Genomic DNA, 16,828 nt, shown 5'->3' with positions numbered 1-16,828 from the left:
GAATTTGGGTGAAATAAAATTTCGTTTTGTTTTTTATTTAAGGACAAATTTATACAATTTAAAATTTTAAATTTTCTCTATCTCACCCAAAGCCGTTTTCAAATCACCCAAAATTTCAGCCAAAATTTCATCAGGTTCTGGCAAATTTTCGCTATCCATTAAGCTTTCATCTTTTAGCCACAAAATGTCTAAATTTGTCTTATCTCTCTTCAAAATTTCAGCGATTTCAAAGCGTTTAAATCTCTCGCTCTCATGGCGCTCATCAAAATTTCCAGCCTTAAAGCACTCTATGAAATCGCTCAAATGTTCGCTTTTTAGGCTATTTGTAACAAGCGTTAAATTCGTATTCGTTCGCAAGTCATAAACCCAAACTTCGCTCGTGCGGTATTTTTCGCCATCAAGTGGGGTAAATTTATCAAAAAACAGCACATTTGCTTTTACGCCTTGCGCGTAAAAAATCCCCGTCGGCAAACGCAAAATCGTATGCAACTTAAAATCTTTCAAAAGCCTTTTTCGCACCTTTTCTCCCGCTCCTGCTTCAAAAAGCACATTATCAGGCACGATTACTGCGGCTTTTCCGCCGATTTTAAGCATACTCATTATGTGTTGTAAAAAATTTATCTGTTTATTTGAAGTAGTAGCGATAAAATCGTCTCTTTCGTAGTTTTCTCTCTGTGTATCGACACTTCCGTCGCTCGTCATTATTTTTGTAGCTGATTTCTTGCCAAATGGCGGATTTGTCAGCACCATATCATAAAATTCATTTCCCCGACTTACCAGCGAGTCGCCGACTTTTACCGGACTTTCCGCCCCGCCTATGCCGTGCAAGTATAAATTCATAGCGCACAAGCTCACCACAAGCGGAGTTATATCTACCCCGCGAACGCCGTTTTCTTTTAGCTCTTTTATGGCGATTTTGTCGTTTGTTTGCGCTCTCATATACTCATACGCCGCTAACAAAAACCCGCCCGTCCCACAAGCAGGATCAAGCACTTTCATATCATATTTTGGTTGCATGACTTCGACTATGGCTTTTATAAGCGCTCTTGGAGTGAAATACTGCCCCGCACCTGCCTTTGTTTCGGTTGCGTTTTTTTGAAGCAAACCTTCATATATCGCACCTTTTACATCGACATCAAGCCCCATCCAAGTCTCATTGTCTATTAGTCCGACTAGCCTTTTTAGTTTGGCAGGTTCTGTGATTTGATTTTTTGCTTTTTGATATATCGCTCCGATTATTCCGTCAAATTTGCTTAAATTTTCTAAAATTTCGCTATATTTTTTCTCTAACTCGCTTCCGTCGGTGCTTTTTAACGCACCCCAGCTAAATTCATTTGGGATTTGAGTTTTTAGACCTGCACTTGCCATTTCATCGTCCATTTTCAAAAACAGCAAATATGTCAGCTGTGATACATACTCAGTGTAGCTTACACCGCTATCACGCAAAATCGTAGCGTAGTTCCAAATTTTATTTATTAGATTATTTTCACTCATTTTTTTACCTTTAAATTTCCGCTAAATGCTTGTTTTAGGATACTTTGTTTTAAAATTTCTGCATTTTTTAGGGATTTGTTTATCAAATTTTCTATTTTGTTTGCTTTGGCAAATCTTTTTTCTATCTCACTAACGATTTGTTTTTGTTCGGATAATGGCGGAATAGGAATTTGAATTTGCTTTAATTCTTTTACTCCGACTATATTTTTTATAGCTGTTCCGATAGTATTTTCTAAAATTTCTTTTTGCATTTTTGGAGATTGAAAAAATAATACAAAAAATGAATTTAAAATTTTTTCATTATCAAGCGTAATTTTTAATAATGCTTGATTTATAATTCCTTTTTCTACATTTTGTGGTAATTCTAAAATTTTACCGATAGTCCCAGAGCAACTAATAAGCAAATCGCCACCACAAGCCATAAAAGCTTCTAATTCTTTAAATTTTTCTTCGGTTATAAAATATCTTTTAAAATTTGGGTCTTGATTTATGGGATTATATTGTTCAAAAATTCTTATTCCGTTTGAAACAAAAAATTCTTTTTTCAAACTACTTCCGAAAGGTCCTCGTTTGATTGAGTGTTTATTTTGGGAAACAACTTCGCCGAGTGGTTTGGTTTGCCAGTTGGTTAAATTTGGATTAGTGAATTTGCCGTCAAATGCAAATTTAAGGACACTTTGGCGATAAAGTTTGAGATTTTTGAGAATTTGTCTGAAATTTTCTATCGCTTTATCTAATTTCTCAAATCTCCGCTCAATCTCACCCACAATTTGTTTTTGTTCGGATAACGGCGGGACTGGGATAGGAATTTTGGCAAAATTTTTAGCAGAAATTTCTTTAAATGTTGTTCCACTGGCTAACTCCAACGCTAAATGTTTAGCATTTTTCAAGTAATAATATATAAATTCGCTATTCATAAAATCATAAGGAATTAAATTTTTAAAACCTTGATTTGTGCAAATTTGATTTGAAGCAATAGCAACATAGCCAATCGGTGCTCTTGATGAAAATAAAATAGAACCTTTTGGCATTAGTTTTGCAGATGACGATTTTAAGCCTTTTTCTGTAATATTTCTACTTCCGTGTGATATAAATTTGTCAGTATAATTTGATAAATCGGCAGGTGTAATCCAAGCTATATCTCCGCCAAAATTTTCTAAATCAGCAGTTGAAGGTGTTCCGCCCGATATAACTTCGCCAACTTCGCCGAGTGGTTTGGTTTGCCAATGTTTCGGCAGAGAGTTTTTATCCAAAATTTAAGTCCTTTTAAATTTAGGTAAATTTTCTTTAAAAATAGTAAGAATTTCTATTTTGTCTTTTTTGATTTCAAAAGGTATAATGTAGCCTTTGAAAATCAAATCTCTGACATTTTTATCATTTAGAATTTTGTTTCGGCGGTATCTATAAGGCATAAAGGTTATATTTGAAATTTTTTGATAAATGTCATTGTGAAATTTAACGGCTCTTTCAATGCTATCTTGTGCGATAAAATCGATAATTTCATTTAATGAATTTTCAAAACTATCGTTGTAGATGATTGTCATATTTTGGCGCCAAGTTTTCGCAAATGCTCTGTGGTGCGGTTTTTCATTTCGTCAAAACTGACAAAATTTAGTTCGCCTTTTTTGTTTTTGTCATAAATTTCTTTAAGCTTTATGGTGTCTTCTTCGCTTAGATACGCTTCGTCAAATGAAAAAACAGCACTTGGGTCAATAGAAAGCAAAAGTGTTTTAATGGCTTCGATAGTGCTTTTATCGGCGGTTGTTTTTATGCTTAAAATCAAGGCAAATCCTTTTAAATTTATTCGCAAGATTATAGCTAAAATTTATTTAAATTCTCATTTTGTCATTGTGAGAAATTGCAAAATTGCCTAATCTGTCATTGCGAGAAATTGTGTAGCAATTTCGAAGCAATCCAGCAAACGGCAAAGCCGTTTTTAAAAAGTGCAAATTTACAATTTTTTAAATTTATAAAATTTATAAACGCCTGACGGCGTTACTGGATTGCTTCGTTCGTTACACTCACTCGCAATGACAGGCAATGATATTGCTTACTTTTTATCTGCTATAACCGATTTACGCCACCAATGCCGAGTATAAATCAACCAAAATTTCATCTAATTTTTCGCCAAAGAGCGATTTGGCTTTGAAAATTCCGCCTTTGTCGCTTAAATTTTCTTGCAAATTTTCACTGCTGATATATGAATTTGCTATAATTTGCTCTTTTATGAGATTTAAAAAATCAAGCTGAGTGGGGCTGAAATTTACGCCGTTTTTGATCTGTCTGCCTTTCCATAGCTCAAACATTGAATTTGCTCTGCTTGAAAAGCTTTCTAGCTCATCTGTAAAGCCAATGGCAAATTTGATGATTTGTATCAAATCCATTAGCGATTTTAACGGCGTTTTGGCTTTGATTTTTTCAGGCAGTGTAGCGTTAAAAGCGTTGTAAAGATTTTCGGTTTGAAATTTTAAATTTGCACTTTTTAGCTTGGTTTCAAGCTCTTTGATAAGCTCATAAGTTAAAAATCTAGTTTTGTATGATTGTGAAAAAATAATAGAAAGTGCGGTGATTTCATCTTTGTTGGCGTGTATAAATTCTTTGAAATTTTCGATTAGCTCTTTTGGATTTTGTAAATTTTGCACGGAAATAACTTTATCTACGCTAAGCTCGTCAATGTAGAGCTTGGATTTTTTGGCGAGTTCGAGCAAGGTTTGGCGAAAAATAGGGTTGTAAAACGGCTTTAAGGCTTCGTCTTTTGCGTTTTGGATTTCATCTTCGCTTTTGTCATTTGTAAAATCTGCGTCAATGGTGTTTAAAAGCTCGTTTGCGATTTGGTTTAAATTTTTTCCGCATAAATTTATGATTTTTTCTTCATCTTCTTTGTCTAGTTTTGTTTGTAAATTTGCTACGCGAACTGCAAGTGTAGAAATGCTCTCATCATCGCTTTTGCCGACTGCGATTTCATTTAGCAATTTTTCAAAAGAGACGCCTTTTTTGCGTTCAAGCGGTGCGTGTAGGTTTTTTGGGCTTTGTGTAACGCCGACTGCGTCGATGATATAAAATTTATCTTTTTTAGTCGCATTTGGTGTGATACTTTGCAAGTCGTTTTCATTAATCGTGCGGACACCGCGACCTTTCATCTGCTCGTAATAGTTTTTTGATTTGACATCACGCATGAAAATCAAAACTTCCAAAGCTTTTATGTCCGTTCCTGTGGCTATCATATCGACAGTTACGGCGATACGAAAATTCGGATCAATCCTAAAAGCTTTTATGAGTTCTTCTGGTTTTTCGTTGCCGATATTGTATGTAATTTTTTTGCAAAAATCATTACCTTTTGCAAAAACTTCTCTTGTGATACGAACGATATTTTCAGCGTGCATATCGTCTTTGGCGAAAATCAGTGTTTTTGGGACGAAATTCGGCTCTCTGTTTGGATAAAGCTCGGTAAAAACTGAATTTTTATAGCATTCCATAATCGTGCGAATTTGATTTATCGATACGACAGAGCGATCTAAATCTTTTGCGTCGTAAGGCGTTTCTTGGTCGAGTTCTTCATAAATTTGCTTTCTAGTGCGTTTATCGATAGCGGGAATTTTCCCTGCTTCTAGTTTTGCGCCGTGTTCTGAAATGTCGGTTTTAATCATAAAAATATCGCAATCAACATTTATGCCGTCTATTATGGAGCGTTCGAGCGAATAATCGCTGATTATGTTTTGATTAAAAAATCCAAGAGTTAAATTTGACGGCGTTGCCGTAAGTCCTATGATAAAAGCGTCGAAATACTCTAAAATTTGTCGCCACTCGCCATAAATGCTTCTATGGCACTCATCAACCACGATAAAATCAAATTCTTCGATAGGCAAATTTGGATTATAAGTAACAATTTTTTGTGGTTTTGGATAGTTTTCGCTAAAAGCTGAAATATCTTCGTTCGCTTCGTCAAATTCGCTCTCTCCGCTTATCATAGAGTAAATGCGTTGGATTGTTGTAATGACGACTTTGGCGTCTTTGTCGATTTGGTTTGTTTGCAAATGTTGAGTGATATAAACTTCGCTAAATTTACGATTTTCATCAGGAAGTCTAAATTCGTCAAATTCTGCTTTTGTCTGTCTGGCTAGATTGCTTCTATCGACTAAAAAGAGAATTCTTTTTGCTTTTGCAAATTTAATAAGTCGGTAGGAAAAATTGCAAGCAGTGTAGGTTTTGCCACTGCCTGTTGCCATTATGATTAAAGATTTTTGATTTGCTTTAAATAGCGAATTTTCTAAATTTTCAACCGCTTCTTGTTGGCATTTTCTTGGATTTGCCATTAAAAGCGGCGGCATATTTTTAAGATTATTTCTAAGTGTATTTTTTTGGTTTAGCAGTTCTAGTAAAAAGTTTGGTTTAAAAAATGCAAAAATTCGCCTAGACCTAGCGTCTTTGTCTTGCAAATCTGTAAAATAAATTTCATTTGCATTTGTCTCAAAAACAAACCTTAAAGGCTCGTTTGCTTCGCCGTGTCTGCGAACAAAATTTGGCAAATTTAAAGCATAATTTTGCGATTGATTTTCTACACCGCTTAGGCTAATACCTGCTTTTTTGGCTTCTATAATGCCACAAGCCTTACCATTTACAAAAATTAAATAATCGCAAGGTTTGCCATCTTGCATAGTAAATTCACGCACTATGACATTTCCGCCATTTGCTGTAATATCGAATTGATTTTTGTCTAAAACTAGCCAACCTGCATTTTGTAAAAGCTTATCAATGTCAATTCTAGCTTCTAATTCAGGGTTCATTTATGTCCTTAAAATTTTTATAAAATTATATCATAATGTAAATTTTATCGCAAAATCAAAATTTAAACCGCATTTTGGTAAAATCCAAAAATGCAAATTTTTAAATTTTTAAGGCAAATTTACAAATGAGATACAAAACAAAACAGATAAAAGTAGGAAATGTTGCTATCGGTGGGGACGCTCCGATTTCGGTGCAGTCGATGACATTTTCGAAGACAAAAGATATAAATGGCACACTTGCGCAAATCAATCGCCTTTATTTTGCGGGTGCTGATTTGGTGCGATGTGCCGTGCTAGATCATGACGACGCAAAAGCTTTGGCAGAGATAAAGAAAAACTCGCCTTTGCCGATAGTGGCAGATATTCATTTTAACTATCGCTTGGCGTTGGAAGTCGCCCAATTCGTCGATGCGATTCGCATAAATCCGGGCAATATCGGCGGAAGTGAGCGCATAAAAGAAGTGGTAAAAGCGTGCAAAGAGCGAAATTTGCCGATTCGCATAGGTGTAAATTCGGGCTCGCTCGAAGAGCAGTTTGAAGTCAAATTTGGTAGAACCCCGCAAGGTATGATTCAAAGTGCGCTTTATAATTTCAAATTGCTCGAAGACTTTGATTTTACCGACATTGCGATTTCGCTTAAAAGCTCCGATGTGCCCCGCACGGTTGAAGCGTATCGCACACTTCGTCCGCTTTGCGAGTATCCGTTTCACTTAGGCGTTACAGAGGCTGGGACGACCTTCCACGCGACGATAAAAAGCGCAATCGCACTTGGAACGCTTTTATTAGAAGGTATCGGCGATACGATGAGAGTAAGCATTACTGGCGAACTCGAAGAAGAAATCAAAGTCGCCAAAGCCATACTCCAAGACGCCGGAGTGCAAAAAAGTGGCATAAATATCATCTCATGTCCTACTTGTGGGAGGCTGCAAAGCGATTTAGTCCGTGCGATTAAAATCGTAGAAGAGCGAACAAAGCACATAAAAGCACCTTTAAACATCTCTGTTATGGGCTGCGTGGTAAATGCGCTTGGCGAAGCCAAAGGCGCAGATGTCGCAATCGCCTTTGGCAAGGGAAATGGGCTAGTGATTCGCCACGGCGAAATAGTAGCAAAGCTAAAAGAGAGCGAGTTAGTGGAGAGATTTTTAAGTGAAGTTGAAGATGAGGTGAAGCGCTACGAAGAGCGCTAAATTTTGGCAAATTTAATGAAATTTAATCAAATTTAATCAAGGCAAATTTATGGAAGTAGCTGCAAATTTATATGATTTGGATATGGAAAGAGCGATTTTAAGCGCGCTCATACAAGACGACGAGGCATACAGCGAAATCGGCGATATGATTGGCGTGGGGGACTTTTATTTCAAGCCACATGCCGATGTTTATGAGGCTATCACGAAGTGCGTGGCGCATGATGAGCCTATCGCGCCTAGTTTTATCAAAAAATGGCTAGAAGGCAGGTATAACGAGCAAATTTTTGCTGAAATTTTGGCTACAAGCGGTTTGATTGATACTAGAAAATATGCAAACGAGCTAAAAGAAAAATCTATCAAACGCGGACTAAATTCTATCGCGCACAGGACACCTACTATCGTAAATGAAACCCAAAAAGCCAAAGAAGCCGCCGATAAAATCAGCGCAGAAATCTACAAACTAATCGACGAGGAAAAGCACGGCGGGGTCAAAACCAGCCCCGAAATCATCACCGAAGTCGTCAGCGAGCTTCGCAAACAAAAAGAGCAAGCAGGCTCCGAGCTAGTGGGGCTTGACACGGGCTTTACATACCTTAATAAATTTACCAAAGGCTACAAACCAGGCGAGCTTATCATTATCGCTGCGCGCCCAGGTATGGGAAAGACAGCCTTCGTGCTAAACTCCATGCTAAAAACGCTCGAAAAGGGCAAGGGCGTGGTGTTTTTCTCGCTCGAAATGCCAGCCGTGCAGATTATGTATAGAATGCTAAGTATCGGAAGCTCTGTGCCACTAAATTCGATTTTAAGTGCGACGCTAAGCGATGATGATTGGAGCAGGTTTAATGCCGAGTGCGAGCGTATGATGGATTTGCCGCTTTTCGTCTATGATAGCGGTCATGTCAATATTCAGCAGGTGCGCACCCAAATGCGCAAACTCAAAGCCGCGCACGAAAATATCGAGCTTTGCGTGGTGGATTATATAGGTTTGATGACAAGCACTAGTAATTTTAGCGAGAGGCATTTGCAAATCGCCGAAATTTCGCGCGGATTAAAGCTACTTGCGCGCGAGCTAAACATACCGATTATCGCGCTTTCACAGCTCAATCGTGGCGTGGAGCTTAGATCTGATAAACGCCCGCAAATGGCGGATTTGCGCGAGAGTGGGGCAATCGAGCAGGACGCGGATATTATACTTTTTGTTTATCGCGATGAGGTCTATAAAGAAAGGGCGTATCGCGAGAAAAGAGCTGCGCTGGAAATGGCAGGCAAAGATCCGAGCGAAATCGAGGAATTTAAGCGAAATGAGCTAGAAGAAAAGGCAGAAATCATCATCGGCAAAAACCGCTCAGGCGAAGCAGGGCGCACGATAGAGGTCGCATTTCAGGGGCCTTATACGCGCTTTGTGGATTTGGTGAGCTTCGGCGGTGCGCCAATGGAGAGTAGCGAGTTTGAAATGACGCCAGATATGACGCCGGATTTTGCCGAAGCAATGCCAATGGTGGGCGAAATTTCGCTAGAAAATGGGGCAGGTGCGCCAAATACTGCGCCGGAATTTGCGCCAAATTTTGCAAATCAGGGCGTGGGAGATACTGCGCCAAATTTTGCGCAAGAAAGCGAAAGCGGGGAATTTATCGAAACAGGGGCAGATGAGATTATGCAAAGCGTAGATGTGCCAAGCCAAAGCGTAGATATCGAAAGCTTTGCGATCCCTGATACAAATATGGCAAATGTCCTAAAACAGGGCGCATATACGCAAAATCAAAGTCAAGGCGAAGAGCTTTTTGGCGATGAAAATGCGAGCGAAAACGACGAAAACCCTGTGGATATTTAGGGGTAAAATTTAGCTAAATTTTGAAATTTAAGGAATTTGATGTTTGAAAAAATCGGCGAATTTTTAAATTCGCCAAAAATCGCAAAACCATATTTAATCATAGTTTTGGCCTATATGTCGGCTGTGGCGCCACTTTCGACGGATATGTATCTGCCAGCGCTCAAAAATGTCCAAACTAGCTTTGAGACGAGCGAATTTTACACTCAGCTCTCAATCAGCGCGTTTTTTGTGGCATTTGCGCTAGGTCAGCTAATCTATGGGCCGCTAAGCGACATTTATGGTCGCAGAAAACCCCTGCTAGCGGGCGTTGCGCTATTTATCGTGGCGAGTATTTTATGCGCTAATACCCAAAATATCTACGCTTTTATATTTTTTAGATTTGTTCAAGCCCTTGGCGGGTGCGCTGGCGTGGTGATTGCGCGCGCTGTGATAAATGATAAATTTGACACCGCCCAGGGCGCGTCAGTTTTGGCGCTGATGATGATAGTAGGCTCCATAGCGCCTATGTTAGCGCCCACATTTGGGGCGTTTATACTAGATTTTGGCGGGTGGAGAGTGATATTTGGCACGCTTTTTGTGCTTGGAATAATTTTATTTTGTATGATATTTTTAGGGCTTAGGGAGAGCGCGATTATCGACAAGAGCCTAAAACTAGGCTTCAAACCCGTTTTTATAAACTACGCTAGAATTTTGCAAAATCGCAAATTTTTCATTTTTACGCTTTCGTCTGCACTTACAATGGCGGCGATGTTTGCCTATATCACGGGCTCTGCGTTTGTTTTTAAGGAGCATTTTGGGCTAAGTAGCAAGGAATTTGGGCTGATTTTTGGCATAAATGCGCTGTCAATGACGATTTTTTCGGCGATAAATGCCAAAATCGTGCAAAAAATCTCGCCTTTTGTGATTTTGCAATTTGCCTTTTTAGCGATGATTGTGGGAGCTTTGTGTTTGCTTGGGTGCGGGCTTTTGGGGCTTGGATTTTGGGCGTTTGAGGTTTGCCTTTTTTTCACGCTGGGTATGAAGGGGCTCATAATCCCAAATGCCGTGGTGCTTGCCATGGCGCGCTTTAAGGGCAAATCAGGCTCAGCATCGGCTGTGCTAGGCGCGGTGCAAATGGCGGTAGCTGGACTAATCGCCGCAATCGTGGGAGCTGCCGGCGCAAATCACCCATTTTCGCTAGCTGTGGTAATGGCGATTTGCATTTTCCTAGGATACGGCGTCTATCTGTGTGCGAATAAAAAATTCACTAAAAATTTAAAGCGCAAATTTAGCTAAATTCGCAGAATTTTAAAATTCTGTGAATTTTTGCCAAAACACTGCGCCGATTAACCAAAATTTATATATTATTATCAAAATTTGCGCTAAATTTTGGCGCAAATTTAGCGTTTTTACCTTTGATTTTTAGATAAATTTCTTCGGAATTTATGGCTCTTTCCCCGATATTTCTATCATATTATTCCTTTTGATAAAAAATACGACTCTTTGGTTTTTGCGCTGTTTTTAGCCCTTTTTTGTGGCGAGTATGATACAGACTTTTAATCATACTATGCGTTAAGCTCTCGCTCTTGTGAGTTGTTTTTAAATTCTTTATTTTGGTAAAATTTCACTTTTTTGATACAATATAAGCGTAATAAGTGGCAGATATACCATGTGGTCGTGTTGCGCCGTTTAAATAGTGCCATCGCGAGTTCAACTCTCGTCACCATTTATTACCTTTGAAATTTTTATTAAAGCTTTATGTTGAATTAAGACTGCGATTGCCGCCCAAAAGTAGCCACTTTGGGTAAGTTCAGCCCTTTTGTTAGGGTCGCGGGTATAGGTCTTTACCGCAAACATAAATGCTAAGAGCTTGGCTAGCTCTTTTAAAATCTAAGAGTTGATGGCGGTAACATAGTAGTCCGGGCAATCCCTTTAAAAGCAGGATAAGATTGCGTATTGTAGGTGCGAGTCCTACCGCTCTTAGATTTAAATTTTATATAATCTAAATAAGCAAAGCAAAGGCGTAGCCAAAGCAGAGCAAATTCATCACACAAAGGCAAAATTATGGAAAATGTCGCACTAGGACTTTTATGTGTGTTTATCATAATCGGCTTAATTTCATGGGTGGGAAAAAGGTTTTTTGATTTGCCGACTGGCTGGTCGATTTTAGGCTTTTTGGTTCTTTTGGGCGGTTGCAGCGAGTAAAAACTTGTTTTAGCCTTTCGATGAGTTCTTTGAAATAAGCGCAAATTATCCAAAAATAAAATTCAAGCTTAGCGTTTCGTGGAATTTGAAATTTTAAAATTTTGTAGATTAATGCCCTGCAATGGTAAATTTGCGCCACCGCAAGGCATAAAAGGCAAATTTACGCCATAGCTTCGGCGCGGGCTAGAAGCTCTTTTGCCCCTTTGGCGATAAATTTATCGGCAAAATCTGTGCCGATTTTTTGCGCTATTTTCGCATCGATTCCTGCGCGTGCAAGGCAGAGTTTATCCTCGATAAACTCGCTTCCATCAGGCAGTCCCACGACTGCGCGCACGATTACGCTATCATCTGAGATTTGCGCATTTACGCCGATTGGCACTTGGCAACCGCCCTCCAATCTCGCCACAAACGCCCTTTCCAAATTTGTCGCAAGCACGCTGTTTTCGTCGTTTATGAAATTTAAAATTTCGAGCAACTCTTTTTTGTCGGCACACTCAATCCCAAGTGCTCCTTGACCCATTGCAGGCACCATTTCATCGAGCTCGAAGGTATAAACATACGCCACTTCGGCTCTTAAATTTAGCCTATTTATCCCAGCCATTGCCAAAATTATCGCGTCAAATTCGCCGTCTTTTAGCTTTTTGAGGCGTGTTTGGACATTTCCGCGAAGCGAAATAATCTCCAAATCAGGGCGCATTTTTAGTAGTTGCATTTTACGGCGAAGGCTCGTGGTGCCGATTTTAGCGCCATTTGGTAGGTCGCTAAATTTAGCGTATTTTTCGCTAATCATCGCGTCTCTTTCGTCCTCCCTAGCACCGATTGCAGCCAAAACTAGACCCTCGGGAAAGACAACTGGCACATCTTTTAGGCTATGCACGGCTAGGTGGGCTTCGCCTCGGAGCATACACTCTTCGAGTTCTTTGGTAAATAGCCACTTGCCGCCGATTTTTGCAAGCGGTGTGTCTAAAATTTTATCGCCCTTGGTTTTCATGCTTTTTAGCTCGACCTTAACTCCGTGTTTTTGCTCGATTAGCGATTTTATGTGTTCGCTTTGCCACAGAGCTAGCACGCTTCCGCGGGTGGCTATGATTAAATTTTGCATTTATTCTCCTTTTTTCTCTTCGATGATTTCAGCGTCGATTATATCGTCGTTTGCGTGGTTTTTGGGTCTGTAATGGGTGCTGTTTTGCGCGCTATAATCGCTGCTGTTTCGATAAAATGTGTCGTTTTTGGAGGCGGGGTTTTTCAGGTATAAAATCACCGCCACTACGAGCAAGCAAACGCCCAAAATATCGCTAAGTATGAGTGGCACGCATAGCGCAAAACCAGCCGCGACAAAGCCAAATTCACTCAAAATATATTTTGGCGTGATACGGGCAAAATTTGCCAAATTTACCATTGGGCGTTTTGTCATCAAAAATAGCCCCAAAATCGTGCTGACAAGGACTTCGATGACAAAAATCACAAATCCGTTTGCATGCAAAAAATAGTATGTGATTATCATTTCTAGCACCAAATACGGAAGTATCAAAAACCTAAACATTTCTATCCTTGCTGAAATTTAAAGCACCAATTTTATCAAAAGCTTTCTAAATTTTCTATTTTTTGCATTAGCGCCTCGCACGATTTAGCGATATCGTCATAACAGCTCTCAAAATCGCGTGTGTAGTATGGATCTGCGATGATTTTTTGCGATTTTGGCGCGTTTTGACCTACCGTAAATTCGAGCAAGAATTTTACTTTTGGCGAATTTTGCCCAAAAATTCGGGCTAATGAGTGCATGTTTTCTTCGTCCATACACAAAATCAAATCAAATTTTTCAAGATCAGCTTTTGTGATTTGCGTGGCAACATGAGCCATGAGAGGCACGGCCTTTTCGCGTAATACTCGCTTGGTTTCGTAGTATGGCGCAGAGCCGATTTCATCGGTGTGAGTGGCTTTGGAATCGCAATGAATTTTATCTTGCAAACCGCGAGTTTTTACTAAATTTTCCATGATAGCCTGCGCCATTGGCGAGCGACAAATATTTCCGTGACAAACGAATAAAATTCTCATTTCTGCCCTTTATTGCGTGATTATGTCGTAGTGATTAGGGATATTTGGCGCGAAAATTTTTTCGTCTATTTTTTCGTTTTTGCGCACGCTTTGCAGATTTATCACGACTTTGTTATCGAGTTTGTCGGTGTATGAGATCTGGCTAGGGGCGTCGTTTTGGGTAGTGATGAAGTATTTCACGCCGTCAAGCTCGGCTTCGTAAGCGCCAGATTTGTTTTGTTTCGCGTCAGATAAAATCGCCACTAAATTCGGCGTTTCTTTGATATTTGTGATGATAGCTTGCTCCAAATCAGGTTCGATGACCGTAACCTTTGTGAAGCTAAAAAATATATTTTTTTTCGTAGGGCTTGTGTAGTGCCACACGGCATGCTCTTTGGTCGCGCTAAAATCGCCTGTGTAGTTGATTTTGGCGTCTTCGCTTTGGACGCTTTGGGTGAAATTTGCGCTTAGAGTGTCGAATTCGAGCGGATTTGCGAGCGAAAACGAAGCGCAAAACGCCAATGCAAAAACAGATTTTTTCATATCTCAAACCTCTTTAAATTTAAAATTTTGCGTTATTATAGCTGTTTTTATTAAGTTTAATTAAATAAAAACTAAAAATATGGTAATATGTTCGGTTAAAATTTTAAAATGAAGGTTTGAAATGTTTAAAAGAGTAGTTAGAGGGATTTTTGGCACGAAAAACAATCGTGTGGTCAAACAATACGCAAAACGCGCAAAAGAGATAAACGCGCTAGAAAAAAAATACGAAGCACTCGATGATGAGGCGTTAAAGGCTGAATTTAACGCACTTAAAGAGCAAATCCAAAATGGCGAAACAACAACTGATAAAATTTTGTATGATGTTTTTGCTATCGTCAGAGAGGCCTCAAAAAGGGTGCTAAATATGCGCCATTTCGATGTCCAGCTAATCGGCGGTATGGTTTTAAACGACGGCGCGATAGCTGAGATGAAAACAGGCGAGGGAAAGACGCTGGTCGCAACTCTTCCTGTGGTTTTAAACGCTATGAGTGGCAAGGGTGTGCATGTCGTTACGGTCAATGACTATCTAGCTAAACGCGACGCCGAGCAAATGGGCGTTTTGTATAATTTTTTAGGACTTAGCGTTGGCGTAGTAGTCGGTGGCGAGTATAACGATACTAAGCGCAAAGAGGCTTACGCTTGCGACATAACTTACGGCACAAATAACGAATTTGGCTTTGATTATTTGCGTGATAATATGAAATTTAGCAGCGAAGACAAAGTGCAAAGAGGTCATCATTTTGTAATCGTCGATGAAGTTGATAGTATTTTAATCGACGAGGCTAGAACTCCACTAATCATTTCAGGTCCTACAAACCGCACACTTGATGGCTATGTCAAAGCAAACGAAGTAGCCAAACAAATGGTGCAAGGCCAGGCGCCAGACGATCCAAAAGAGAAGCCAACCGGCGATTTTATATTAGATGAAAAAAATAAAAGCGTGCTAATTACCGAAGCAGGTATTGCAAAGGCTGAAAAACTCTTTGGCGTAGATAACCTATACAAGCTTGAAAACGCCGTTTTGAGCCACTATTTAGACCAAGCATTAAAAGCAAATTATATATTTAAAAAAGATGTTAATTATGTCGTGCGTGAGGGGCAGATAATCATCGTAGATGAATTTACAGGCAGACTAAGCGAGGGGCGTCGTTTTAGCGAGGGCTTGCACCAAGCCCTAGAAGCCAAAGAGGGCGTGCAAATCCAAGAAGAGAGCCAAACCCTAGCCGATATTACATTTCAAAACTATTTTAGAATGTATGAAAAACTAGCAGGCATGACCGGCACAGCCCAGACCGAGGCGACTGAGTTTTCTCAAATTTATAAATTAGAGGTCGTTTCAATCCCTACAAATATCCCAGTGCAAAGACTAGATCAAAACGATTTGATTTACAAAACAGAGCGCGAGAAATTTAACGCCGTAATCGAGGAAGTAAAAAGGCTAAACAAAAAAGGTCAGCCAGTCTTAGTCGGCACCGCGTCGATTGAAAAATCAGAGCTACTTCACGAGCTTTTGGTTAAAGAAAAAATCGCTCACTCTGTGCTAAATGCCAAAAACCACGAAAAAGAGGCGCAAATCATCGCCGAAGCCGGTGCAAAGGGCGCTGTAACAATCGCTACAAATATGGCAGGACGGGGTGTAGATATCCGCATAAATGATGAAGTCAGGGAGCTTGGCGGGCTTTATATCCTAGGCACAGAACGCCACGAAAGCCGCCGTATCGACAACCAGCTCCGCGGTCGCTCAGGCCGTCAGGGAGATCCGGGCGAGAGTAGATTTTATCTGAGTTTAGAGGATAATTTGCTTCGAATTTTTGGTAGCGATAAGATTAAAAATATTATGGAGCGTTTGGGTTTGCAAGACGGCGAACATATCGAGTCGAAAATGGTCTCTCGTGCCGTAGAAAATGCGCAAAAAAAGGTCGAGAGCCTGCATTTCGAGGCCAGAAAACATATCCTAGAATACGACGATGTCGCAAACGAGCAGAGAAAGACGATTTACAAATACCGAAACGAGCTTTTGGATAAAGAATTTGATCTAAAAGACAAAATTTTGCAAAACCGCGAAGAGTATATCGCAAGCGTGCTAGATGATTTGGAGATTTTCGACGGAGATGAGAAGGAAAAATTCGATTATGAGGCGATAATAAACCGCATTTTAAACGATACTGGCGAAACGCTAGATGAGGCGAATTTGAAAAACGCTAATGATTATGGCGAGCTAAAAAGCGTGATTGTAGAGCAACTTCAAAACTCTTACGAGGAAAAAATGAGCCAAATCGATCAGGCTCAGCGCAAAGAGATCGAAAAAATGCTTTATCTGCAAATCGTAGATCGCGATTGGAGAGAGCATTTATACCAAATGGATACCCTAAAAACGGGCATTGGACTAAGGGGATACAATCACAAAGACCCGCTAACCGAGTATAAAAAAGAAAGCTACAATCTCTTTATGGAGCTTGTTTTGCGCCTAAAAAGCGATAGTATCCGCACCTTGCAACTAATTCGCTTCAAAACCCAAGAAGAAATCGACGCCGAAAGAGAGGCTATGCAAGAGCAAATGCGTAGCGAAGCGCAGGACGAAATAAGCAAAGCTAACACAAATGAGGACGAAATTTCAAATTCTAGCCAAAGCACAGAAAATAGCGAATTTTCGCTAGGCGCGAAAAAACCTAAACGAAACGACCCATGTCCATGCGGAAGCGGTAAAAAATACAAAGACTGCCACGGTAAAGGTGGCCCTAAAAAAGGCGGTTTTGCAAGGTAACTTGCAA

Annotated in this window: 14 protein-coding genes and 1 pseudogene; 5 read left to right on the top strand and 10 right to left on the bottom strand. The window is 39.8% G+C overall.

From position 1 onward, the window contains the following. Window positions 1-66 precede the first annotated feature (66 nt). From OFN91_RS02210 to OFN91_RS02190, 5 genes are all read right to left on the bottom strand, one after another. Window positions 67-1,494 (bottom strand): class I SAM-dependent DNA methyltransferase, encoded by a 1,428-nt coding sequence (locus tag OFN91_RS02210; RefSeq protein ID WP_270873109.1) that lies wholly within the window; start codon window positions 1,492-1,494, stop codon window positions 67-69. Continuing rightward, a complete protein-coding gene (locus OFN91_RS02205; RefSeq protein ID WP_270873108.1) occupies window positions 1,491-2,747 on the bottom strand; it encodes a restriction endonuclease subunit S in 1,257 nt (418 codons plus the stop codon). The genes OFN91_RS02210 and OFN91_RS02205 overlap by 4 nt, the downstream gene beginning before the upstream one ends. A gap of 3 nt (window positions 2,748-2,750) precedes the next feature. Continuing rightward, on the bottom strand, window positions 2,751-3,038 hold the full coding sequence (locus tag OFN91_RS02200; RefSeq protein WP_270873107.1) for a type II toxin-antitoxin system RelE/ParE family toxin: 288 nt from the start codon (window positions 3,036-3,038) through the stop codon (window positions 2,751-2,753). Next, window positions 3,035-3,277: a hypothetical protein gene (locus OFN91_RS02195; RefSeq protein WP_270873106.1), complete on the bottom strand. Its 243-nt coding sequence runs from the start codon at window positions 3,275-3,277 to the stop codon at window positions 3,035-3,037. Before OFN91_RS02195 ends, OFN91_RS02200 begins: the two co-directional genes overlap by 4 nt. A 292-nt stretch (window positions 3,278-3,569) precedes the next feature. Then, window positions 3,570-6,278 (bottom strand): type I restriction endonuclease subunit R, encoded by a 2,709-nt coding sequence (locus tag OFN91_RS02190; RefSeq protein WP_270873105.1) that lies wholly within the window; start codon window positions 6,276-6,278, stop codon window positions 3,570-3,572. Between the two features lie 125 nt (window positions 6,279-6,403). Here OFN91_RS02190 and ispG point away from each other — a divergent pair, with 125 nt between their 5' ends. The 3 genes and pseudogenes from ispG (at window position 6,404) to OFN91_RS02175 (ending at window position 10,571) form a co-directional block, all read left to right on the top strand. Then, window positions 6,404-7,465 (top strand): flavodoxin-dependent (E)-4-hydroxy-3-methylbut-2-enyl-diphosphate synthase, encoded by a 1,062-nt coding sequence (gene ispG, locus OFN91_RS02185; RefSeq protein ID WP_270873104.1) that lies wholly within the window; start codon window positions 6,404-6,406, stop codon window positions 7,463-7,465. 49 nt (window positions 7,466-7,514) lie between these two features. Then, window positions 7,515-8,873, top strand: a pseudogene (locus tag OFN91_RS02180) (replicative DNA helicase); the annotation flags it as partial. Between the two features lie 462 nt (window positions 8,874-9,335). Further along, on the top strand, window positions 9,336-10,571 hold the full coding sequence (locus tag OFN91_RS02175) for a multidrug effflux MFS transporter (RefSeq protein ID WP_270873102.1): 1,236 nt from the start codon (window positions 9,336-9,338) through the stop codon (window positions 10,569-10,571). Between the two features lie 269 nt (window positions 10,572-10,840). Here OFN91_RS02175 and OFN91_RS02170 read toward each other — a convergent pair whose 3' ends face one another. Further along, window positions 10,841-11,002: a hypothetical protein gene (locus OFN91_RS02170; RefSeq protein WP_270873101.1), complete on the bottom strand. Its 162-nt coding sequence runs from the start codon at window positions 11,000-11,002 to the stop codon at window positions 10,841-10,843. Between the two features lie 337 nt (window positions 11,003-11,339). On the opposite strand from OFN91_RS02170, the gene OFN91_RS02165 reads away from it, so the two are divergent. Then, entirely contained in the window at window positions 11,340-11,480 is a 141-nt protein-coding gene (locus OFN91_RS02165) for a hypothetical protein (protein ID WP_270873100.1), read from the top strand. A 160-nt stretch (window positions 11,481-11,640) separates the two neighbouring features. On the opposite strand, the gene hemC is transcribed toward OFN91_RS02165, so the two are convergent. Genes hemC through lolA form a run of 4 tightly spaced genes read right to left on the bottom strand, consistent with a single transcriptional unit; the run spans window position 11,641 to window position 14,057 of the window. After that, window positions 11,641-12,582 carry a hydroxymethylbilane synthase gene (gene hemC / locus OFN91_RS02160; protein ID WP_270873099.1) on the bottom strand — a complete coding sequence of 314 codons (942 nt, stop codon included), beginning with the start codon at window positions 12,580-12,582 and terminating at the stop codon, window positions 11,641-11,643. Continuing rightward, on the bottom strand, window positions 12,583-13,023 hold the full coding sequence (locus OFN91_RS02155) for an FxsA family protein (protein ID WP_270873098.1): 441 nt from the start codon (window positions 13,021-13,023) through the stop codon (window positions 12,583-12,585). Window positions 13,024-13,058: 35 nt separating this feature from the next. Beyond that, window positions 13,059-13,535, bottom strand: a complete 477-nt coding sequence (locus tag OFN91_RS02150; RefSeq protein ID WP_270873097.1) for a low molecular weight protein-tyrosine-phosphatase — start codon at window positions 13,533-13,535, stop codon at window positions 13,059-13,061. Window positions 13,536-13,544: 9 nt separating this feature from the next. Beyond that, window positions 13,545-14,057, bottom strand: coding sequence for a LolA-like outer membrane lipoprotein chaperone (gene lolA / locus OFN91_RS02145; RefSeq protein WP_270873096.1), 513 nt, complete (start codon window positions 14,055-14,057; stop codon window positions 13,545-13,547). 121 nt (window positions 14,058-14,178) lie between these two features. On the opposite strand from lolA, the gene secA reads away from it, so the two are divergent. Beyond that, on the top strand, window positions 14,179-16,821 hold the full coding sequence (gene secA, locus OFN91_RS02140; protein WP_270873095.1) for a preprotein translocase subunit SecA: 2,643 nt from the start codon (window positions 14,179-14,181) through the stop codon (window positions 16,819-16,821). The last annotated feature ends 7 nt before the right edge of the window (window positions 16,822-16,828 follow it).

Source organism: Campylobacter sp. JMF_08 NE1 (genome assembly GCF_027737875.1).
Taxonomy (GTDB): Bacteria; Campylobacterota; Campylobacteria; order Campylobacterales; family Campylobacteraceae; genus Campylobacter_B.
This window is presented reverse-complemented; position numbering and strand designations above follow the sequence as displayed.